Genomic DNA, 19624 nt, shown 5'->3' with positions numbered 1-19624 from the left:
AAACATACACGGTTTAGAACTGAACCAACAAGGTTACAATTTAACTGCCTTACCACCTGCTTTTTCAATCGCTTCGATGGCCGATGCAGAAAAACCATTTGCCTGAACTTCAACAGCAGATGTAATCTCTCCACGGTTAAGGATTTTCACAAGGTCTTTTTTCGCGCAAAGTCCGTTTTCACGAATCAATTCAAGCGTAATTACAGTAGCATTTGTTTTTTCAACAAGAGCCTGAATCGCATCAAGATTTAATGCTTTGTATTCTACTCTGTTAATGTTGTTAAAACCGAATTTCGGCAAACGTCTTTGAAGAGGCATCTGGCCACCTTCAAAACCCAATTTACGGCTGTAACCTGAACGAGACTGTGCTCCATTATGTCCACGTGCAGAAGTTCCGCCTAAACCGGATCCCTGACCACGTCCGACACGTTTTCCGACTTTAACGGATCCAGCTGCCGGTTTTAATGAACTAAGATTCATACTTTTAGTATTTATTAGATTTCTTCAACTAAAACTAAGTGACTTACCTTACGGATCATACCCGCAATGGCGTCGGTATTTTCCTGCTCAACCGAACGGTTAATCTTACCCAAGCCTAACGCTTTGATAGTTAACTTTTGTCTTTCCGGACGATCGATAACACTTTTAATTTGTGTAATACGTACTTTTGACATAATTACTCTCAGATAAAAGGATAATCCCTTGTAAGGATTATCCGTTGAATACTTTGTCCAATTTAACCCCACGTTGGAAAGCAACCTGATGAGGAGCTCTCATTTTCAAAAGAGCGTCAATTGTAGCTTTAATAACGTTGTGCGGATTCGAAGAACCTTTTGACTTAGCAAGGACGTCTTTGATACCGGCACTTTCAAGAACGGCGCGCATTGGGCCACCCGCAAGAACTCCTGTACCAGGAGCCGCTGGTTTGATCAATACAAACCCACCGCTGAATTTACCTTCCATCGCATGAGGGACAGTGTTTTTCAGCATAGGAATTTGAATCAAATTCTTTTTAGCATCGTCAATTCCTTTGGCAATAGCATCTGTTACTTCATTTGCCTTACCTAGTCCATGACCTACCACACCTTTTCCGTCACCCACAACCACGATGGCAGAGAAACTAAAACGACGACCGCCTTTTACTACTTTTGCTACCCGATTGATCGCAACAACGCGTTCTTTCAGATCCGATTCGTTAACCTTTGAAGGTTTTGTATTTGTAGACATAGTCTTTGCTTATTCTTAGAATTTCAGGCCACCCTCGCGAGCTCCTTCGGCCAATGCTTTAACTTTACCATGGTACAAATATCCATTACGGTCAAATACTACCGCAAGAATACCTGCTGCCTGCGCCTTTTCGGCAATCTTCTTTCCAACTGCAAGAGCTGCCTCTACGTTAGAACTTTCTTTTCTCTCACCAAGGTCCAGTGTCGACGCACTTACCAGGGTTATTCCTTGAATATCATCAATGATTTGAGCATAGATGCTAGTGTTTGAACGGAAAACCGAAAGACGGGGACGTTCAGCACTACCTTTCACTTTCTTACGAATGTGATATTTAAGGCGTTGTCTTCTATCTACTTTTGAGGTAGCCATTTTAAATCTTATCTAAACTTAGTTAACAAAATCATCCTGTGGCTACGCACTATTTCTTAGCAGACTTACCAGCTTTGCGGCGAACGATTTCACCAACAAAACGGATACCCTTACCTTTATAAGGTTCTACTTTACGTAGAGACTTAATTTTAGCAGCAACAGAACCTATCAATTCCTTGTCAATACCTTCCAAAATTACTTTTGGATTCTGACCCTTTTCGGAAGTGGTTGTAATTTTTAGTTCATCAGGAATAGACATAAAAATATTATGTGAATAACCCAATTGCAACTCTAAAACGTTACCAACGGCGCTGGCTTTGTAACCCACACCGATGATTTCCATTTCCTTTTTGTATCCAGCTTCAACACCAATTACCATGTTGTTAATTAGTGAGCGGTACAAACCGTGCAACGCTTTATGGCGCTTTTGTTCGCTAGGACGTTTTACTTTCAATTCGTTTCCTTCGATCTCGATTGCGATATCTGTGTCAACTGCCTGAGTAAGCGTTCCTTTTGGACCCTTAACTGATACCAGGTTGTCGTCAGATACTGAGATCGTAACGCCTGCTGGTATAGTGATTAATTTATTTCCTATTCGTGACATTTCCTGAATAACTTTAAAATATTAGTACACGAAACATAACACCTCTCCACCTACATTCAGTGTTTTGGCTTCCTTATCTGTCATAACACCTTTCGATGTAGAGATAATTACAGTTCCAAGACCACCCAAAACGCGAGGTAGTGTAGATGTCCCGGAGTACTTGCGTAACCCTGGCTTACTAACACGCTGCAATTTCACAATTGCATTTTGTTTGGTAACAGGATTGTATTTCAAGGCTATCTTGATTACACCCTGAGGGCCGACTTCGTCAAATTTATAACTCTGGATATACCCTTTATCAAAAAGTACCTTCGTTATTTCTTTTTTTATGTTGGATGCAGGTATCTCAACAACCCTGTGCTTCGCTTTAATGGCGTTTCTGAGTCTCGTCAGATAATCTGCTATGGGATCCGTTAACATTTTTTATGCCTAGTTTAAACACTCCCTTAAAACGGGAGTGCAAAGTTAAGTAATTGAAATCAGAATTGAAAGTATTCCTACCAACTTGATTTTGTAACACCCGGAATTTTACCATCTGAGGCCATTTCCCGGAACAGAACTCTTGAGATTCCGAATTTTCGCATGTATCCACGAGGTCTTCCTGTGATTTTGCAACGATTGTGCAGACGTACAGGCGATGAGTTACGGGGTAATTTATCCAGGCCAACCCAATCCTCAGCAGCCTTTAATGTTTTACGCTTTTCAGCATAACGAGCTACTAATGCTTGTCTTTTTCTTTCCCGTGCTTTTACTGATTCTTTTGCCATTGTCGGTAAATATCTTAGTCTTAAGAATTATCCTTGTTTGTTCGCATTAGTGAAAGGCATACCAAGTGCTTTCAACAACTCATAACTTTCTTCGTCAGAATTAGTTGAAGTAACAAATGTGATATCCATACCTGTAATCTTGTTTACCTTTTCGATAGAGATTTCAGGGAAGATAATTTGTTCTTTCACACCAAAAGTATAATTTCCACGACCGTCAAATCCTTTGTCGCTGATCCCTTTGAAGTCACGTACACGTGGCATTGCAATAGCTGTCAAACGATCAAGGAATTCGTACATACGATCTCCGCGTAGTGTTACTTTTGCTCCAATAGGCATGTTTTCACGCAACTTAAAGTTGGAAACCGCCTTTTTAGAAATGGTAGCAATTGCTTTTTGTCCTGTAATTAATCCTAGTTCTTCAACTCCTGTATCAACCAATTTCTTGTCAGATACGGCTGCGCCTATACCTTTGTTGATAACAATTTTAGTTAAACGAGGTACTTGCATTACAGACTTGTACTCGAACTTTTCTTTCAGTTGCGAAACTACTTCGCTAACGTACTTTTCTTTTAATCTTGGCTGTGCCATTTTTCTGAGTTAATTATGTGGATTGCCGACCCACGCGCTTCGTATATAAAACTAACAACTGGTCCTGAAACCGGGAGACTTATAAAAAGTCTCCTGATTTTTTAGAGAACCGCTGTAACTTTCCTTTATCGTTTGCTTTACGGCCCGTACGAGTCGCTTCGCCAGTCTTAGGATCTACCACCATCAAATTACTGATATGAATAGTACCTTCACGTTTTTCGATGCTTCCCTGTGGGTTCTGTGCATTTGGTTTTACGTGTTTCGTAATCAAATTAACACCTTCCACAGTTGCTCTTGATTTCTCAATAAGCACAGTTTTGATAACCCCTGATTCACCTTTCGCATTTCCGGAAATTACTTTAACAGTATCTCCTTTGCGTATGTGCAATTTAGCGGGTAGGTTTTTATTTTTGCTTTCCATTTGAGGTATTCTCTTATCGGTTCTAAAGAAATACTTTTGTCTTTATTTCTTACAACACTTCAGGTGCCAGTGAAACAATCTTCATAAATTGTTTTTCACGCAATTCACGCGCTACTGGACCGAAGATACGTGAGCCACGTGGTTCGTCGTTGTTGTTAAGTAAAACGGCTGCATTATCTTCAAAGCGAATGTATGTACCATCCTTGCGGCGTACTTCCTTTTTAGTCCGTACAACCACGGCTTTTGAAACCGTTCCTTTTTTCATGCTGCTCGAAGAAAGAGCAGATTTTACTGTTACGACGATCTTATCGCCTACTGAAGCATAGCGTTTGCCAGTTCCGCCAAGTACCCGGATTACGAGTACTTCCTTCGCTCCACTGTTGTCTGCTACCGACAGTCTTGATTCTTGCTGTACCATTTGTTACTTAGCTTTTTCAAGGATTTCAATTAATCTCCAACGCTTATTCTTACTAAGCGGACGGGTTTCCATAACCTTGATCGTATCACCGATACCAACCTGGTTATTTTCGTCATGCACCATCAATTTGGTAGTTTTAGTCATAAACTTACCATATTTCTCGTGCTTAACTTTACGTTCAACAGTGATCACACAGGATTTCTCCATTTTGTTGCTCACTACTTTACCGACTCTTTCTTTCCGTAAATTTCTTTCTGTTGCCTCCATAATTTCTTAAACTGATTTACTGTTGGTTAGTTTTAGCCGACAGTTCGGTCAATAGTTTTGCAATTTCCTTACGCGAGGCGCGAATACGCAAAGGGTTTTCGATCGGCGAAATAGCATGTGCGAATTTCAAACGAAGTAAGCGCTCTCTTTCTTGTGCGATCTGTTCTTTCAGCTGATCCTGCGACAGGTCTTGTATTTCTTTACTAGTCATTGCTTTTAATAATTAGCGTTCTTAGATAACGTTCGGGGTTGGTCTATTCTTGATAATCCCGACGTACCACGAACTTTGTTTTAATTGGCAACTTTTGTGCAGCCAAACGCAATGCTTCGTTAGCTGTTTCCAGTGGAACACCGGTTGCTTCGAAGATGATTGTTCCCGGCTTGATTGGTGCAACCCAATACTCAGGAGCTCCTTTACCTTTACCCATACGAACCTCTGCAGGTTTCTTTGTAATAGGTTTGTCAGGGAACACACGAATCCATACCTGGCCTTCACGTTTCATAGCACGTGTAACTGAAATACGCGCTGCTTCTATTTGACGTGCTGTTAGCCAGCCTGGCTCAAGCGACTTGATTGCGAAAGATCCGAAAGCGATTTCAGCACCACGAGTGGCTAGTCCCTTTTCTGAACCTTTGTTTTTTTGTTGCTTGCGAAATTTTGTTCTTTTCGGCTGTAACATGATTCTAATCTATTTGAACCGATTTCACAAAATCGGAAAATGTCTGATTACTTCTTCTTATTTCTACTTCTCTTACGACGATCTGCTTCGCTTCCGCCGCCACCGCCTTCACTACCACCGCCACGGTTAATATCGTTTCCGCCACGACCACCTCTTCTGTCCTTGTTACGGTCGTTTCCGCCGCCTGATCCCGTTCCTCTGTCATTTCTGTCAGCGGCAGCGGTTGCTGCACTTGGAGTCAAGTCACGCTTTCCGTACAATTCACCTTTGAAGATCCAAACTTTGATACCTATTTTACCATAGATCGTTTGTGCTTCCGAGATTGCATAGTCAATATCCGCTCTCAATGTATGTAGAGGAATACGTCCTTCTTTATACTCTTCAGTACGAGCCATTTCAGCTCCACCCAAACGTCCCGCAAGACGAATTTTGATACCTTGAGTTCCTACACGCATAGCAGAAGCGATTGACTGCTTCATGGCACGACGGTAAGAGATACGAGCTTGTAGTTGTTGTGCAATTGCTTCTCCAACTAATTTTGCATCAATCTCAGGACGTTTGATTTCGTAGATGTTAATCTGAACGTCTTTTCCTGTGATTTTTTTAAGCTCTTCTTTGATCTTGTCAACTTCACTACCACCTTTACCAATTACGATACCCGGACGAGCCGTGTGAATTGTAAGCGTGATGCGTTTCAGTGTACGCTCGATAACTACTTTAGAGATTGATCCTTTTGGGATACGTGCTTTTATATAGTTACGAATTTTTTCGTCTTCAACAAGTTTGTCAGAAAAATCTTTTCCTCCATACCAGCTAGAGTCCCAGCCTCTAACAATTCCTAGTCTCAGACCTATAGGATTAACCTTTTGTCCCATTCGAAATAGATCGTTTACTTATGATTCGGTGATTACTTTGTTTTCCACGCTTGCGGCAACATCCGTTGTAGCAACTTCCGCTTTGTCATCCACCACAAGTGTAATGTGGTTTGAACGTTTACGGATTCTGTGTGCTCTTCCTTGCGGTGCAGGGCGCAAACGCTTCAACATACGTCCACCGTCAATAAATACGGTTTTAACATAAAGATCAGCGTCTTCCAGCTTAGCGTCTTCATTCAATTGTTGCCAGTTGGCAACTGCAGAAAGTAAAACTTTGTGCAAAATTGGTGAAGAAGCCCTTGGTTGAAACTTTAACAGCGCCAACGCTTTGCTGACCTTTTGTCCGCGAATCATGTCGGCTACTAATCTCATCTTACGAGGAGAAGTAGGCACATTTCTTAATATAGCTCTTGCTTCCATGTTCTTTCAGATATAGGCTGGTTCCGATTGACGAAACCCAGCTATCGTCGACTAATTATTTTCTACCTTTATCTTTTTTGGCGGTGTGACCACGGAAGTTACGCGTTGGCGAAAACTCTCCTAATTTGTGCCCTACCATGTTTTCAGTTACATAAACCGGTATGAACTTGTTACCGTTGTGAACTGCGAATGTATGTCCAATAAAATCCGGAGAGATCATTGAGCGTCTTGACCATGTCTTTATTACCGACTTACGTGCTGCGCTGTTCATCGTCTGAATCTTGATGTCCAGACGAAAGTCGATGTATGGTCCTTTTTTTAATGAGCGTGCCATATTATTCTAATTATTTTTTACGACGGCTGATAATCAATTTCTCAGAATGCTTATTGCGATCACGAGTCTTAAGTCCTTTTGAGAACTGTCCGTTTCTTGATCTAGGCTGGCCTCCTGATGAGCGGCCTTCACCACCACCCATTGGGTGATCGACTGGGTTCATAGCTACACCACGAACTCTTGGGCGACGACCTAACCAACGTTTACGGCCTGCTTTACCGTAATTCACATTCATGTGACTTGAATTGGAAACTGTTCCAACCGTTGCGATACAAGTTGAAAGAATCATACGCATTTCGCCAGATGGCATTTTAATTACTGCGTATTTACCCTCACGCGCTACAAGCTGAGCATAAGCTCCGGCGCTTCTTGCAAACTGACCACCTTTACCAGGTGTCAATTCAATATTGTGAACAATTGTACCAATTGGCATTGAACCCAGTGGAAGCGCATTTCCCATTTCTGGTGCTACTGAACTTCCTGAAACAATTACTTGTCCTACTTTCAATCCGTTCGGAGCGATTACGTATCTTTTTTCGTCATCGGCATATTGTACCAGAGCGATACGTGCTGAGCGGTTTGGATCGTATTCAATTGTAAGAACTATTGCTGGTGCATCAAAACGATTTCTTTTGAAATCGATAACACGGTATCTGCGTTTGTGACCACCACCTATATGACGCATGGTACGATGTCCGGAGCTATTACGACCACCTGTTCTTTTAACAGGCTCTAATAGGCTCTTTTCAGGTTTTGACGCTGTGATCTCCTCAAAAGCAGGAGCCATGCGAAAACGTTGACCAGCACTTGTCGGTTTTAATTTTTTAACTGCCATTGCTATACTTAAACTCTTCTAAGATTTGAATAGATCAACCAAAATTCTAAGCTTCACCGTAAATGTCGATGATCTCACCTTCAGCTACTGTTATAATAGCTTTCTTAATGGTTGACGTTTTTCCACTTACAAACTTTCCACCCGATGTGCGGGATTTGCTTTTACCAATGCTGCGCATTGTATGAACGCTCTCTACGGTAACCCCAAACAGTTTCTCGATAGCCTTTTTGATTTCAACCTTGTTTGAAGTAAGAGCTACTTCAAAGGCATACTTTCCCTGACCACCCTGAGCCGTTACCTTTTCTGTTATAATCGGTCGTTTCAGTACACTCATCACTATTTGTTTAATAGGGTTTCCAAATTAGACAGAGCAGATTCACTTATTAAAAGGCGGTCTGCATTCATCAGATCATATGTATTTACCAAGTCAACAGTAGTAACTTTCGCTTTAGGAACGTTTCTGCTTGACAGGTACACATTGCTATCAACTTCTGAAAGAATCAACAATGTTTTTGTGTTCACTAATGAAAGTGAATTAAGTACAGTCAGATATGACTTCGTTTTTGGTGCATCAAAAGTAAATGCTTCCAAAACAGAAATTGCATCAATTTTCGCTTTCGCAGAAAGAGCTGAAATACGCGCTAGCGTTTTTACTTTTCTGTTGATCTTGAAAGTATAGTTACGAGGGCGAGGACCGAATATACGACCACCACCTACGAATACCGGGGATTTAATGCTACCAGCACGTGCTCCACCTGTACCTTTTTGTTTCTTGATCTTACGTGTTGAGTGATTGATCTCAGCACGTTCTTTTGACTTGTGTGTACCCTGGCGCTGATTGGCCAAGTACAATTTCACGTCGAGATAGATCGCATGCTCGTTAGGTTCGATGCCGAAAATTTCTTCAGACATTGTTACCTTCTTGCCGGTATCTTCTCCTTTTATATTTAATACGGACAGTTCCATGGTACTATTTCTCAATGATTAGAAATGAATTCTTTGAACCCGGTACTGAGCCACTTACTACTAGCAAGTTTTGCTCAGGTATCACTTTCAGAATACGCAAATTCTGAATTTTTACACGATTGTTACCCATGCGCCCACCCATACGAATGCCTTTAAATACGCGTGAAGGGAACGAACAAGCACCAATCGAACCTGGGTGACGTGCACGGTTATGCTGACCGTGAGTTTGTCCACCAACCCCTGCGAAACCATGACGTTTTACAACACCCTGAAAACCGCGGCCTTTGGCTGAACCTACTACATCTACGAATTCACCTTCTGCAAATACATCTTGCACTGATAGTGAAGTTCCAAGTTCATGCTCCACTTCAAATTCCTTGAACTCAACAAGCTTGTGCTTTGGAGTTGTTCCGGCCTTTTTGAAGTGACCTATTAACGGCTGAGTAGAGTTTTTCTCTCTTTTCTCGCCAAAACCTAATTGGAGGGCTTTATACCCATCCTTTCCTTCGGACCTAACTTGTGTAACAACACAAGGACCAGCTTGAATTACAGTACATGCCAGAGCCTGCCCGTCAGCATTGTACAAACTAGTCATTCCGATTTTTTTACCTATTAAACCAGACATCGTAATTAATTTAAATTAGCAGGTAAAAACCCTATTCCTTAAAACGGACTGCAAAGATAGAAATTTGAATTTGCATATCAAAGCAGTATTTTCTTTATTCTCACTGATAATCAGCAAAAAAGGTCAGATGTACTAAACATCTGACCTCAATTAATTCCTGGTATGAATCGAATACTAAAAAACATTCGAATATTTACCTGAATGAGCTCAGATGTGGTTTCCATAATTACGGACCTTCATCCAATTATATAATCGACCTAACTAAATAAGCCGGTAAGAATCACTAAACTTTGATCTCTACATCAACACCGCTTGGCAATTCAAGCTTCATTAGTGCATCAACAGTTTTTGCACTTGTAGAGAAAATATCAACCAGACGTTTGTAAGTACAAAGCTGGAATTGTTCACGAGACTTTTTGTTCACGTGAGGAGAACGTAAAACAGTGAATTTCTCTGTTTTAGTTGGCAATGGAATTGGACCGCTAACAACGGCACCTGTTGCCTTAACAGCCTTAACAATCTTCTCAGCTGATTTGTCAACTAAGTTGTGATCGAATGACCGCAGTTTGATACGAATTTTTTGATTCATCTTATTTGCTTATTTCCGGTTCTTGAAAACTTGATGGGAACGAATCCCGACAATCCACCAGTGAAAGAACCATTTACTTCACTGGCTTAAATATTTTTAGCCACTGCCCTTTTCAGAGCAGTGGCTAATATCTTTATTAAGCTTTAACTAAGCCTTTAGCTTTCTCAATTACAGTATCAGAGATATGCTGAGGAACAATTTCGTAGTAAGCGAATGTCAAAGAAGCAGTTGCGCGTCCTGATGACATTGTACGAAGATCCGTTACATAACCGAACAATTCTGACAAAGGAACGTCCGCTTTGATAACCTGAGCACCATTACGTGAATCCATACCTCTCATGATACCACGACGACGGTTAAGGTCACCTGTGATAGGTCCAGTGTATTCATCAGGCGTAAGAACTTCAACGTGCATAACCGGCTCCATCAATTTTGAACCTGCGTGACGTGCTGATTCTCTGAAACCAATCTTAGCTGCAAGTTCAAAAGATAACGCATCTGAATCGACATCGTGGAATGAACCGTGGTACAAACGCACTTTCATCGAATCCAAAGGATATCCGCCCAAAGCTCCGTTAGACATAGAAGCTTCGAAACCTTTCTGGATTGGAGCGATAAATTCACGAGGAATTGTACCACCTACAATCTGGTTAACAAACTGCAAACCAGTTTTTGGTTCTTGTCCTTCTTCGTTATCATCTCTTGGTCCGATTTCAAAAAGGATATCGGCAAATTTACCACGACCACCTGTTTGTTTCTTGTAAACTTCACGGTGTTCAAAGTTCTTTGTAAGAACCTCTTTGTAAGCAACCTGAGGAGCACCTTGATTTACTTCCACTTTGAATTCACGACGCATACGGTCGATAATAATTTCCAAGTGAAGCTCACCCATTCCCTTGATGATCGTCTGACCAGTTTCTTCGTTACTTTCAACTTGTAACGTAGGATCTTCTTCGATCAGCTTAGTGATTGCTTTGCTGAAATTATCAGCATCCGCAGCTTTCTTAGGCTCGATTGCGTAACCAATTACCGGCTCAGGGAATACCATTGATTCAAGAACGATTGGGTTCTTTTCGTCAGATAGTGTATCTCCTGTTTTGATATCTTTGAAACCTACTACCGCTCCAATATCACCTGCTTCAAGACGATCAATTTGATTTTGCTTGTTAGCGTGCATTTGGAAAATACGGGAGATACGTTCCTTATTTCCTGAACGGTTGTTCAATACATAAGAACCTGAATCAAGATATCCTGAGTAAGAGCGAATAAAGCAAAGACGACCTACATAAGGATCTGTTGCAATTTTAAACGCTAATGCACAGAAAGGATCAGCATCTGTAGGCTGGCGAGAAATTTCAAGACCAGTACGTGGATCAGTTCCGATGATGCTTTCACGATCCTGAGGCGAAGGCAAAATTGCCATCACGTAATCAAGCATCGTTTGAACACCTTTATTTTTGAATGAAGAACCACAAACCATAGGAACGATTTTCATGCTGATTGTCGCTGCGCGCAAAGCTGCAAGAATTTCGTCTTCTGAGATTGAAGCTGGATCTTCAAAATATTTTTCCATCAAAGTGTCGTCGAATTCCGCAACAGCTTCAAGAAGTTTTTCTCTCCATTCAGTTGCTTCTTCCAACATATCTTCAGGAATAGGAACTTCTCTGAAAGTCATCCCTTTATCTTCTTCATTCCATTCAATACCACGGAAATTAACCAAGTCAACTACTCCTCTGAACGTATCTTCAGCACCGATCGGCAATTGAAGAGGTACAGCGTAGCTACCCAGCATTTCTTTCACCTGCGCACAAACTTTAAGGAAGTCTGCACCAGAACGGTCCATTTTGTTAACGAAACCGATACGTGCTACATTATAGTTGTTAGCCAAACGCCAGTTCGTTTCCGACTGAGGCTCAACACCATCAACAGCACTGAATAAGAATACCAAACCATCCAATACACGTAGAGAACGGTTTACCTCAACCGTAAAGTCAACGTGACCCGGTGTATCGATAATGTTGATATGATATTTTTCATCACGGTAAGTCCAATCTACTGTTGTAGCAGCCGAAGTAATGGTAATACCACGCTCTTGCTCCTGCTCCATCCAGTCCATTGTAGCAGCACCGTCATGTACTTCTCCAATTTTGTGGCTTACTCCTGCGTAATAAAGAATACGCTCGGTGGTTGTAGTTTTACCCGCATCAATGTGCGCAGCAATACCAATATTTCTTGTTAATCTTAGATCACGTGCCATGGCAAATGGTGCTGTTATTTATATTCGTTGTGCAATTCAATTCTTGAAGAAGCTCTGAACATTATTAGGGCATTTTCACACCACTGCAAAAAATTCAGAGTGCAAAAGTATAAATAGTTGATTATAAAAACAATGGTAGAGAGATAATTTTTTTGAGAATCATTCAAAAATGATGATAATATAAAAAATCACTCTAAATATTATTATTACAGTTACTTATCTCTGACGAATCCGAAGTCAAATTCGATAACGGAGATCCCTATAACCATACATTATCGACAGCTATTTATTTACAAAGTTCTAGCTTTATTAATCCCGATACATACCAATTGTCAGCACCATTCGAAACTGGTACTTTATTCACACAAACCGACATCAAATTTGGGCATTCGTGAATAGAACAAGCTTTAAGCTGTTTAAGCGGACGCAAATCCAATTGATCAATTATCATCTTTTCCAGAAATAAGGACTTCAGATTTTGATTATCTGTAAAATCAATTTTTGAAATTTTCGCATTACTAATATGCAGCGTATCCAGTTTACTATTTTTTGTAAGATCCAAATTAATCGGCGTCAGATCATAAGAATGTAATTGTGTCAAATCTACCAGAACGCTAAGATCGACAGAGATTAATTCTGGCCCAATCGTTAAAACCCGCATCATTTTTGTCTGATTAAAATCAAAAGATGAAAGGGCTGTTCCTCTGATATTCAATATTTCCAAACCTGCTGGAATTTTCAAACTTGAAATTTTGGTACCAAAACAATCAAGTGATTTCAAACCAGATATTCCTGTAAAATCAAGTGTCTTCAAACCTGTATAAACACATCCAATTTCTTTAAGCTGAATATTCTTCGTAACATCTAATAATGTTAGTGATCTATTCTCACTAAAATCCAGGTTTTCCAAACTTCTATTATTACGAAAATCAAGCGCACTTAATTGATTTCGTGAACAGTTTAATGATTTGAGATTTGTATTACTAGAAACATTAAGTTGTGTTAGGGAATTTTTGCTGCAATTAAGATCTGTTAAAGCCAAATTCTTAGTCAAATCCAAAGAAGAAAGAATATTCCCATAACAGTCCAGCGATTTAAGAGATTTACAGGCAGTAACATTCAAATACTTCAGTGTGCCTTCCACACCTTCATCATCGCCGGTAAAAACAGTCAGTTTTTCTAATTTGGTATTTTTAATCAGGTTTAGCGAATCCAGTTTCGGCTTGTATATTGTTAAGGATTTCAAATTGACAAAATATTCAATTCCCTTCACGCTTGTAATACGATTCCATCCATTAACAATTTCAAGACTTTCAACATCTTTAACATCCGCATATCGGACTAACCCATCCTCTTTCCCTTGTTTATCAATTCCCAATCGAATTAATTCCTTTTCAAAAACCAGGTCGAAATTTACAAGAGTACTGTTGTCTATTGAATCTCCATCCGGTTCAACCTTTTTGGAACGACAGGAAAAGGTCATAATCAAACATAAGCCCAGAATGCAAAAATTTTTCATAGCCGAATTTTTTAGGTGAATTGTTGAGTAAAAGCTGATTAACTTATTTTGAACAGAAAATTAAATGCTCAATTCAAACCTTAAATTTAAACTAAAAATCGAAATTGTAACCATTCGTGCATATAATAAAAAATCCGGCTACCGCATAAAATGCAGTAGCCGGATTTAACAGATACGTTGTAAAACGCTTTCCTAGAAACGGAAATGCGAGAATGCTTTGTTCGCATCCGCCATACGGTGCGTATCATCTTTTTTCTTAACAGCAGCTCCTTCACCTTTAGCAGCAGCAACGATTTCGCCAGCCAAACGGTCTACCATAGTTTTTTCTCCACGCTTACGAGCGTAGTTGATCAACCATTTCATACCCAAAGCTTGCTTACGTTCCGGACGTACTTCAGTTGGAACCTGGAAAGTAGCACCACCAACACGACGGCTTTTTACTTCAACAGATGGAGTTACATTGTTCAATGCTTTTTTCCACGTTTCAAGACCACTTTCGCTGGTTTTTTTCTCAACCACTTCTAGCGCGTCATAAAAAATTGTGAAAGCAATGCTTTTCTTGCCTTGAAGCATCAGGTTGTTTACAAATTTTGTAACCTGTACATCTCTGAACTTAGGATCAGGCAGGATATATCTTTTCTTTGGTTTGGACTTTCTCATTTTAATACTTAATGTTTTACACGAGGTTTCGTTTTGCAACTTATTCACCCTGAACAGAATCCAGGATTACTTCCCTTTTATTTATCAGAATAGTTCTTTAATAAAAGCAGAGAGAGTTACTTTTTATTTTTTCTTACCTTTTACCGGTGCTGCAACTTGTCCTGGTTTAGGGCGTTTTGCACCATATTTAGAACGACGTTGTTTACGTCCGCTAACACCAGCTGTATCCAATGCACCACGGATAATGTGGTAACGCACACCTGGTAAATCTTTAACACGACCACCACGGATCAAAACGATCGAGTGCTCTTGCAAGTTGTGGCCTTCACCTGGGATGTAGGCATTCACTTCTTTGTTGTTAGAAAGACGAACACGCGCAACTTTACGAAGTGCTGAGTTCGGTTTCTTTGGCGTTGTGGTATATACACGAGTACATACTCCACGACGCTGAGGGCAAGAATCCAAAGCCGGTGACTTGGATTTCCATGTAATGGTCTCTCTACCTTTACGGACTAATTGTGAAATAGTTGGCATTTAATGAATTGATTTTAATCTAGTTAATCAACTAATCGATTGTTTTACAAACGGTTTTCCCGAAAAATCGGACTGCAAAAGTAACAGACTAAGACTGATTTACAAAATGTTAATCCTTTTTTTTTACTTCTTACTTAAGATCAACCACTTAAAAACCATTTCTTATACTTTAAACTATCAAAAAAACCGGTCAAAGAAGTCTAAATGGAACCAACACAGCAGGTTTTGTTATATTAAAAAGTTACTTTGCAACAAAACAACGCTTGAATCGGGTAATTGGAATAAATTGAAAGATTTTTTATAAAAACTAAAATCCGGCCGTTTTGTTAGTCTCTTAGGCGGAAAAGATGAAAAACTCTAGTATTTTGTAACTGTTATTCAACAAAATAATCAAGTCATTTATAAATTAATGACCATGACTGAGTATTTTGTGACGACTATTTTATTTTTTCAATAAAAATATTTGTCCTTCATATCCAGAATTTTATTTCCAAACGTTGTTTAGTAGTATTGTCTTTTAGAACCCATAAACGCTCATCAAATTCGTTAGCATTTATACATAATTATATGAAAATATTGCGGTGTAATTTTACCCTCGTTATTAGTATTCTGGTACTGGGCACGTTGCTGGCTGGTTGTAATTCTGCCATGCAGGCTTATAAAGACGGAGTAAAGAAATTTGATAATGGCGAGTACGACCTTGCCATTAAAGGACTGGAAAAAGCGGCAGCTGCCAATTATGAACCCATACAGACCAGTTTCCTGATTGCGGAATCTTACCGTCTTTCCAACCGGTTCAAACAAGCTATTCCTTATTACAAAAAAGCATTAGATGCCGGAGTGACAAACCCGGAAGCACAATTCCAGTATGCCTATGCTTTAAAAACAGCCGGCCAATATAAAGAAGCTGCGGATCAGTTTGCATTATTTGCAAAAGCACCCAACAGTCCAAAAAATTTACAGGAACGCGCTTTACGTGAAATTGAAATTTTAAAAATCACGGATAAGCTCAGTATTGAAAAAATGCCCGATATCCAATTAAAAGATATTCCTTTCAACGGACCGGGTTCTGAGTTCTCTCCTACTGTTGTGGGCAATGAACTCGTTTTTTCTTCTTCCAAAAAAGAAAAAGTTTATAAAAATAACGGCCAGTCGATGTTAGGCCTTTACAAAATAACGCTGGGAAAAGATGCTGGCGAAACTCAGGGAACGTCAGAATTATTCAGTAAAGATATTTTTGCACCGGACGCTAATGAAGGTTCGCCTGCTTTTAGCCCTGATGGAAAAACATTGATTTTTGCAAGAGGTAATACAGGAAAAAAGAAAGGTACTGCTGACGTTGATTTATACCAAAGCCGCAATGTAAACGGCCAGTGGACACCGCCAGCGATGCTGCCGATTAATGATTCTCTTGCCTGGGACGGTTCTCCTTCTTTCTCCCGTGACGGAAAAACATTATACTTTGCTTCAAACCGTGCCGGTGGAGCAGGTGGAATCGATTTGTACAGAACCAATATTGATGCATCCGGCCGTTTCAGCAAACCGGTTAATATGGGACGTGATATTAATACCGCTGGTGATGATATGTTCCCATACGTTGCCGAAGGTGGGAAACTTTATTTTGCTTCGGACGGACACCCTGGTTTGGGAAAACTGGATTTATTTTCTGCAACCCGTACACAAGGTGTGATTACGATTGAAAACCTTGGACTACCTTTTAACAGTCCGCAGGATGATTTTGGGTTAATGTTTTACAAAGATAAAGACCAGGGATTTTTTGCATCTAACCGTGAAGGCGGAAAAGGGGATGATGATATTTACTACTTCTTTACACCAAAAGCGCCAGATACTACCATTGCTGTGAGAGATCCGTTGGATCCTATGAATCCGCAAAATCCGAATTACATCGAAGGAAAATTAAAGTCAGTACGTTATTTCCTTGCGGGTGATGTTTATGATAATGCTACAAATCCTACGCCAATAGATTCTGCCATTGTCCACATTTTGCCTGATACTTCCGATACACAGATTACAGAACTCAAAACAAACGCTGCCGGTAAATTCGGAACGCAGCCTGTTGAAGAGGGAAAATCGTATGTTCTTTTAGTAACGAAAAAAGGCTTTATTAGTAAAAGAGAGCCATTCTCCATGAATGGACGTAGTATCCCGTCCATTTTCCTGACAAAAGTACTAACGGATACAACCTACCAGGTTTCTATCAAACTGGACAGACTTGAACTGAACAAAACATTTGTTCTTGACAATATTTATTACGATTTGAATAAATACAATATTCGCCCGGATGCGGCTACCGAACTGGATAAACTGGTGCAGATTCTGAAAGATAACCCGACAATGAATATTGAGTTAAGTTCTCACACGGATGCGCGGGCAACGGATGCTTATAACATGACGCTTTCCCAAAACAGGGCAGAATCGGCTGTAAAATATTTAAATCTTAAAGGGATCGAAGCTGAAAGGTTGACAGCCAAAGGATATGGAGAACGCCAGCTTATTATTCCTAATGCCAAAACGGAGGAAGAACATCAGCGTAACCGCCGTACAGAGTTCACGATTTTGAGTTACTAAAAAGTAATCCAAAATTTATAAATCCAACAAAATAAGTCTTTTCGAGACTATTTTGTTGGATTTTTTGTTTCATAGCCACTTGCCGGTAACATCAGCCATCCGGGCTAATTTTAGTATACTTGCATTAACAACGATAAATTTTTCTTCTATTATTTCCTTCAATGATTCACCGTATTATTTATTGGTTTCGCAACGACCTTAGACTTCAGGATAACGAAGCCTTTTTTGCTGCCACCCAATCCGCCCAGGAAGTTGTTCCGGTTTATGTTTTTGACCCTCGTCAATTTGAAAAAACAAAATATGGTTTTCGTCGTGCAGGAGCACTAAGAGCTCAGTTTTTATTGGAATCAGTTCTGGATTTGAGAAACCGTTTGCGCGAAAAAGGTGGCGACCTTTTGATCCGTATTGGTGAACCCGAAAAGATTATCGCCGAACTCGCCGAGGAATATGCCGCTCAATATATTTATACAAGCAAAGAAATTGCGCCCGATGAAACCAGCGTCGAAACTTCGTTGAGTAAAAATATCAAGGTTATGAACGTTGATATCAAACTTTTCTGGATGACAACACTGGGAAGCGCAATCGATCTACCATTCTCTATCAACAAACTTCCTTTTGACTTTCCTGAGTTTTATGAAAAAATGAAGGGTGGATTAAAAGTAAAAGCAGTTTTTCCTGAACCCGAGCATATTAATTTGCCTCAGGGCTATGAAGCAGGGTTAATTCCATCACTTCCGATGATTTCTATTGATCCATTTGAAATAACGGAATCAAATAAAAATTCATCTGATTTTTCACAAAAAGGTGGAGAAACCATAGCATTGGTGAAGTTGGATCAGTTTATTGAAGAATATATTAAAACAGGAAAGACTCTGAAATCCTCAGAACCGATAGTAGACTACAAATTATCGACGTGGCTTTCGTTAGGCTGTCTTTCACCGAGAACAGTCTATTTTGCTTTAAATCCTTATTTACCGCAAAATCCTGATGGAACGATTGTTCTTCGGGATCTATTAAAAAGGGATTTCGCCAACTGGTCATTACTCCGTCACGGTTCCAGACTTTTTAAACCAAGCGGAATAAAACATGAAATCAACAAACGCTGGCTTAATGAACTCCCTGTTTTTGAAAAATGGACCAGTGCCACAACGGAAAATGAAGCAGTGAACGAAGCAATTAATAAATTAATCTCTACCGGATATCTTACCACAACGGAAAGAAATCTCGCAGCAGATTATTTGAGCAACGAACTTGGTATCAACTGGACCTGGGGTGCTATGTTTTTTGAAAGTTTTCTCATTGATTACAATGTTTCCGGGAACTGGGTACGATGGAATACAATTGCCGGAGTGGGCAGTATTTAATCCTGTCATCACGGGTTAAGACGCTGTATAATGTCCCGTTGCCGGTTATGTAGTTTTTCTTAAAGATTTTGCTAGCTTTGGTCAACTTTGGACCCAATCATTAACTCTAAATCAAATATTACAATGTCAAAAGGACTAATCGCAGTTGTTGTCATTCTTCTTATTTTCGGATTTGTTGGATGTGGCAAATATAATGGCTTGGTAGGCAAAGATGAAGTCGTGAAAGAATCATGGGCAAAAGTCGAAAGCCAGTACCAACGCCGCGCAGACCTTATTCCTAACCTCGTAAGTACCGTAAAAGGTGCAGCGGATTTTGAAAAAAGTACATTGACAGCTGTTATCGAGGCACGTGCCAAAGCAACGTCAACAACCATCAACGCAGATCAGCTTACTCCCGAAAATATCGATAAATTTCAAGGAGCGCAAGATCAGCTAAGCGGTGCTTTATCCCGCCTTTTGGTATCGGTTGAAAAATATCCTGACCTGAAAGCAAACCAGAACTTTCTGGAACTTCAGGCACAATTAGAAGGAACTGAAAACCGTATTGCTGTTGCCCGTAATGACTTTAACACGGTAGTAAAAGATTACAACCAGGAAGTACGCACGTTCCCTACCAATCTTTTCGCTGGTATATTTGGCTTTGCTCAAAAAGGTTACTTCACAGCCGCAGCGGGTTCTGAAAATGCTCCAACTGTTAAGTTTTAATAAAAGAATCG

Annotated in this window: 28 protein-coding genes; 3 read left to right on the top strand and 25 right to left on the bottom strand. The window is 40.1% G+C overall.

The window, feature by feature from the left end:
* Positions 1–33: 33 nt before the first annotated feature.
* From rplO to rpsL, 25 genes are all read right to left on the bottom strand, one after another.
* A complete protein-coding gene (gene rplO, locus FZF08_RS13415; RefSeq protein WP_159469521.1) occupies positions 34–480 on the bottom strand; it encodes a 50S ribosomal protein L15 in 447 nt (148 codons plus the stop codon).
* Positions 481–494: 14 nt separating this feature from the next.
* The gene (rpmD, locus tag FZF08_RS13410) at positions 495–674 is read right to left on the bottom strand and encodes a 50S ribosomal protein L30 (RefSeq protein ID WP_159469519.1); all 180 of its coding nucleotides are present in this window, start codon (positions 672–674) and stop codon (positions 495–497) included.
* 37 nt (positions 675–711) lie between these two features.
* Positions 712–1227 (bottom strand): 30S ribosomal protein S5, encoded by a 516-nt coding sequence (rpsE, locus tag FZF08_RS13405; RefSeq protein ID WP_090341189.1) that lies wholly within the window; start codon positions 1225–1227, stop codon positions 712–714.
* A 15-nt stretch (positions 1228–1242) separates the two neighbouring features.
* On the bottom strand, positions 1243–1596 hold the full coding sequence (rplR, locus tag FZF08_RS13400; protein ID WP_137342285.1) for a 50S ribosomal protein L18: 354 nt from the start codon (positions 1594–1596) through the stop codon (positions 1243–1245).
* Positions 1597–1645: 49 nt separating this feature from the next.
* Entirely contained in the window at positions 1646–2200 is a 555-nt protein-coding gene (gene rplF / locus FZF08_RS13395) for a 50S ribosomal protein L6 (protein WP_159469517.1), read from the bottom strand.
* A 21-nt stretch (positions 2201–2221) separates the two neighbouring features.
* Positions 2222–2620 carry a 30S ribosomal protein S8 gene (rpsH, locus tag FZF08_RS13390; RefSeq protein ID WP_090341180.1) on the bottom strand — a complete coding sequence of 133 codons (399 nt, stop codon included), beginning with the start codon at positions 2618–2620 and terminating at the stop codon, positions 2222–2224.
* A 77-nt stretch (positions 2621–2697) separates the two neighbouring features.
* On the bottom strand, positions 2698–2967 hold the full coding sequence (rpsN, locus tag FZF08_RS13385; protein WP_090341179.1) for a 30S ribosomal protein S14: 270 nt from the start codon (positions 2965–2967) through the stop codon (positions 2698–2700).
* A gap of 27 nt (positions 2968–2994) precedes the next feature.
* Positions 2995–3555 carry a 50S ribosomal protein L5 gene (gene rplE / locus FZF08_RS13380; RefSeq protein WP_137342287.1) on the bottom strand — a complete coding sequence of 187 codons (561 nt, stop codon included), beginning with the start codon at positions 3553–3555 and terminating at the stop codon, positions 2995–2997.
* Positions 3556–3634: 79 nt separating this feature from the next.
* Positions 3635–3976, bottom strand: coding sequence for a 50S ribosomal protein L24 (rplX, locus tag FZF08_RS13375; RefSeq protein WP_159469516.1), 342 nt, complete (start codon positions 3974–3976; stop codon positions 3635–3637).
* 49 nt (positions 3977–4025) lie between these two features.
* Positions 4026–4394, bottom strand: a complete 369-nt coding sequence (gene rplN, locus FZF08_RS13370) for a 50S ribosomal protein L14 (protein WP_090341176.1) — start codon at positions 4392–4394, stop codon at positions 4026–4028.
* A gap of 3 nt (positions 4395–4397) precedes the next feature.
* Positions 4398–4661: a 30S ribosomal protein S17 gene (gene rpsQ / locus FZF08_RS13365; protein ID WP_090341174.1), complete on the bottom strand. Its 264-nt coding sequence runs from the start codon at positions 4659–4661 to the stop codon at positions 4398–4400.
* Between the two features lie 16 nt (positions 4662–4677).
* A complete protein-coding gene (gene rpmC, locus FZF08_RS13360) occupies positions 4678–4872 on the bottom strand; it encodes a 50S ribosomal protein L29 (protein WP_137342289.1) in 195 nt (64 codons plus the stop codon).
* Positions 4873–4915: 43 nt separating this feature from the next.
* On the bottom strand, positions 4916–5341 hold the full coding sequence (rplP, locus tag FZF08_RS13355; protein WP_159469515.1) for a 50S ribosomal protein L16: 426 nt from the start codon (positions 5339–5341) through the stop codon (positions 4916–4918).
* Between the two features lie 47 nt (positions 5342–5388).
* Positions 5389–6216 carry a 30S ribosomal protein S3 gene (gene rpsC, locus FZF08_RS13350; RefSeq protein ID WP_159469514.1) on the bottom strand — a complete coding sequence of 276 codons (828 nt, stop codon included), beginning with the start codon at positions 6214–6216 and terminating at the stop codon, positions 5389–5391.
* Positions 6217–6234: 18 nt separating this feature from the next.
* Positions 6235–6636, bottom strand: coding sequence for a 50S ribosomal protein L22 (gene rplV / locus FZF08_RS13345; RefSeq protein WP_090341163.1), 402 nt, complete (start codon positions 6634–6636; stop codon positions 6235–6237).
* A gap of 55 nt (positions 6637–6691) precedes the next feature.
* Positions 6692–6970, bottom strand: coding sequence for a 30S ribosomal protein S19 (rpsS, locus tag FZF08_RS13340; RefSeq protein ID WP_137342292.1), 279 nt, complete (start codon positions 6968–6970; stop codon positions 6692–6694).
* 10 nt (positions 6971–6980) lie between these two features.
* The gene (gene rplB / locus FZF08_RS13335) at positions 6981–7805 is read right to left on the bottom strand and encodes a 50S ribosomal protein L2 (protein ID WP_159469513.1); all 825 of its coding nucleotides are present in this window, start codon (positions 7803–7805) and stop codon (positions 6981–6983) included.
* A 46-nt stretch (positions 7806–7851) separates the two neighbouring features.
* Positions 7852–8139, bottom strand: a complete 288-nt coding sequence (gene rplW, locus FZF08_RS13330) for a 50S ribosomal protein L23 (protein ID WP_159469512.1) — start codon at positions 8137–8139, stop codon at positions 7852–7854.
* Positions 8140–8141: 2 nt separating this feature from the next.
* Positions 8142–8771: a 50S ribosomal protein L4 gene (gene rplD, locus FZF08_RS13325; RefSeq protein ID WP_159469511.1), complete on the bottom strand. Its 630-nt coding sequence runs from the start codon at positions 8769–8771 to the stop codon at positions 8142–8144.
* A gap of 4 nt (positions 8772–8775) precedes the next feature.
* The gene (gene rplC, locus FZF08_RS13320) at positions 8776–9396 is read right to left on the bottom strand and encodes a 50S ribosomal protein L3 (protein ID WP_159469510.1); all 621 of its coding nucleotides are present in this window, start codon (positions 9394–9396) and stop codon (positions 8776–8778) included.
* Between the two features lie 283 nt (positions 9397–9679).
* Positions 9680–9985, bottom strand: a complete 306-nt coding sequence (gene rpsJ / locus FZF08_RS13315) for a 30S ribosomal protein S10 (RefSeq protein ID WP_015813787.1) — start codon at positions 9983–9985, stop codon at positions 9680–9682.
* 136 nt (positions 9986–10121) lie between these two features.
* On the bottom strand, positions 10122–12242 hold the full coding sequence (gene fusA / locus FZF08_RS13310; protein WP_159469509.1) for an elongation factor G: 2121 nt from the start codon (positions 12240–12242) through the stop codon (positions 10122–10124).
* Between the two features lie 286 nt (positions 12243–12528).
* Positions 12529–13761 carry a hypothetical protein gene (locus FZF08_RS13305; protein WP_159469507.1) on the bottom strand — a complete coding sequence of 411 codons (1233 nt, stop codon included), beginning with the start codon at positions 13759–13761 and terminating at the stop codon, positions 12529–12531.
* Positions 13762–13953: 192 nt separating this feature from the next.
* The gene (rpsG, locus tag FZF08_RS13300; protein ID WP_090341140.1) at positions 13954–14421 is read right to left on the bottom strand and encodes a 30S ribosomal protein S7; all 468 of its coding nucleotides are present in this window, start codon (positions 14419–14421) and stop codon (positions 13954–13956) included.
* A 123-nt stretch (positions 14422–14544) separates the two neighbouring features.
* A complete protein-coding gene (gene rpsL / locus FZF08_RS13295; protein ID WP_137342297.1) occupies positions 14545–14955 on the bottom strand; it encodes a 30S ribosomal protein S12 in 411 nt (136 codons plus the stop codon).
* Positions 14956–15603: 648 nt separating this feature from the next.
* Here rpsL and FZF08_RS13290 point away from each other — a divergent pair.
* The 3 genes from FZF08_RS13290 to FZF08_RS13280 all read left to right on the top strand — a co-directional run bounded on the left by FZF08_RS13290 (position 15604) and on the right by FZF08_RS13280 (position 19613).
* A complete protein-coding gene (locus FZF08_RS13290) occupies positions 15604–17544 on the top strand; it encodes an OmpA family protein (RefSeq protein WP_159469764.1) in 1941 nt (646 codons plus the stop codon).
* A 161-nt stretch (positions 17545–17705) separates the two neighbouring features.
* Complete coding sequence (locus FZF08_RS13285; protein ID WP_159469505.1) at positions 17706–18908, top strand: deoxyribodipyrimidine photo-lyase; 1203 nt, start codon at positions 17706–17708, stop codon at positions 18906–18908.
* Between the two features lie 123 nt (positions 18909–19031).
* Entirely contained in the window at positions 19032–19613 is a 582-nt protein-coding gene (locus FZF08_RS13280; protein WP_159469503.1) for a LemA family protein, read from the top strand.
* The last annotated feature ends 11 nt before the right edge of the window (positions 19614–19624 follow it).

Origin of the sequence: Dyadobacter sp. 3J3 (assembly GCF_009801115.1) — a bacterium.
Taxonomy (GTDB): domain Bacteria; phylum Bacteroidota; class Bacteroidia; order Cytophagales; family Spirosomataceae; genus Dyadobacter.
Note: the sequence above shows the minus strand (reverse complement) of the source record. Positions and strands in the feature narration are given on the sequence as shown.

What these genes read in the sequence shown, in the direction of transcription:
- rpsN (WP_090341179.1), bottom strand. Translation starts at nt 2,967, where the DNA reads ATGGCAAAAGAATCAGTAAAAGCACGGGAAAGAAAAAGACAAGCATTA.
- rpsS (WP_137342292.1), bottom strand. Translation starts at nt 6,970, where the DNA reads ATGGCACGCTCATTAAAAAAAGGACCATACATCGACTTTCGTCTGGAC.
- rpsH (WP_090341180.1), bottom strand. Translation starts at nt 2,620, where the DNA reads ATGTTAACGGATCCCATAGCAGATTATCTGACGAGACTCAGAAACGCC.
- FZF08_RS13290 (WP_159469764.1), top strand. Translation starts at nt 15,604, where the DNA reads ATGCAGGCTTATAAAGACGGAGTAAAGAAATTTGATAATGGCGAGTAC.
- FZF08_RS13285 (WP_159469505.1), top strand. Translation starts at nt 17,706, where the DNA reads ATGATTCACCGTATTATTTATTGGTTTCGCAACGACCTTAGACTTCAG.
- fusA (WP_159469509.1), bottom strand. Translation starts at nt 12,242, where the DNA reads ATGGCACGTGATCTAAGATTAACAAGAAATATTGGTATTGCTGCGCAC.
- FZF08_RS13280 (WP_159469503.1), top strand. Translation starts at nt 19,032, where the DNA reads ATGTCAAAAGGACTAATCGCAGTTGTTGTCATTCTTCTTATTTTCGGA.
- rplV (WP_090341163.1), bottom strand. Translation starts at nt 6,636, where the DNA reads ATGGAAGCAAGAGCTATATTAAGAAATGTGCCTACTTCTCCTCGTAAG.
- rpsG (WP_090341140.1), bottom strand. Translation starts at nt 14,421, where the DNA reads ATGAGAAAGTCCAAACCAAAGAAAAGATATATCCTGCCTGATCCTAAG.
- rpsL (WP_137342297.1), bottom strand. Translation starts at nt 14,955, where the DNA reads ATGCCAACTATTTCACAATTAGTCCGTAAAGGTAGAGAGACCATTACA.
- rplC (WP_159469510.1), bottom strand. Translation starts at nt 9,396, where the DNA reads ATGTCTGGTTTAATAGGTAAAAAAATCGGAATGACTAGTTTGTACAAT.
- rpsC (WP_159469514.1), bottom strand. Translation starts at nt 6,216, where the DNA reads ATGGGACAAAAGGTTAATCCTATAGGTCTGAGACTAGGAATTGTTAGA.
- rpsQ (WP_090341174.1), bottom strand. Translation starts at nt 4,661, where the DNA reads ATGGAGGCAACAGAAAGAAATTTACGGAAAGAAAGAGTCGGTAAAGTA.
- rplE (WP_137342287.1), bottom strand. Translation starts at nt 3,555, where the DNA reads ATGGCACAGCCAAGATTAAAAGAAAAGTACGTTAGCGAAGTAGTTTCG.
- rplP (WP_159469515.1), bottom strand. Translation starts at nt 5,341, where the DNA reads ATGTTACAGCCGAAAAGAACAAAATTTCGCAAGCAACAAAAAAACAAA.
- rpmC (WP_137342289.1), bottom strand. Translation starts at nt 4,872, where the DNA reads ATGACTAGTAAAGAAATACAAGACCTGTCGCAGGATCAGCTGAAAGAA.
- rplW (WP_159469512.1), bottom strand. Translation starts at nt 8,139, where the DNA reads ATGAGTGTACTGAAACGACCGATTATAACAGAAAAGGTAACGGCTCAG.
- rplB (WP_159469513.1), bottom strand. Translation starts at nt 7,805, where the DNA reads ATGGCAGTTAAAAAATTAAAACCGACAAGTGCTGGTCAACGTTTTCGC.
- rpmD (WP_159469519.1), bottom strand. Translation starts at nt 674, where the DNA reads ATGTCAAAAGTACGTATTACACAAATTAAAAGTGTTATCGATCGTCCG.
- rplO (WP_159469521.1), bottom strand. Translation starts at nt 480, where the DNA reads ATGAATCTTAGTTCATTAAAACCGGCAGCTGGATCCGTTAAAGTCGGA.
- rplF (WP_159469517.1), bottom strand. Translation starts at nt 2,200, where the DNA reads ATGTCACGAATAGGAAATAAATTAATCACTATACCAGCAGGCGTTACG.
- rplD (WP_159469511.1), bottom strand. Translation starts at nt 8,771, where the DNA reads ATGGAACTGTCCGTATTAAATATAAAAGGAGAAGATACCGGCAAGAAG.
- rplN (WP_090341176.1), bottom strand. Translation starts at nt 4,394, where the DNA reads ATGGTACAGCAAGAATCAAGACTGTCGGTAGCAGACAACAGTGGAGCG.
- rpsE (WP_090341189.1), bottom strand. Translation starts at nt 1,227, where the DNA reads ATGTCTACAAATACAAAACCTTCAAAGGTTAACGAATCGGATCTGAAA.
- rplR (WP_137342285.1), bottom strand. Translation starts at nt 1,596, where the DNA reads ATGGCTACCTCAAAAGTAGATAGAAGACAACGCCTTAAATATCACATT.
- FZF08_RS13305 (WP_159469507.1), bottom strand. Translation starts at nt 13,761, where the DNA reads ATGAAAAATTTTTGCATTCTGGGCTTATGTTTGATTATGACCTTTTCC.
- rplX (WP_159469516.1), bottom strand. Translation starts at nt 3,976, where the DNA reads ATGGAAAGCAAAAATAAAAACCTACCCGCTAAATTGCACATACGCAAA.
- rpsJ (WP_015813787.1), bottom strand. Translation starts at nt 9,985, where the DNA reads ATGAATCAAAAAATTCGTATCAAACTGCGGTCATTCGATCACAACTTA.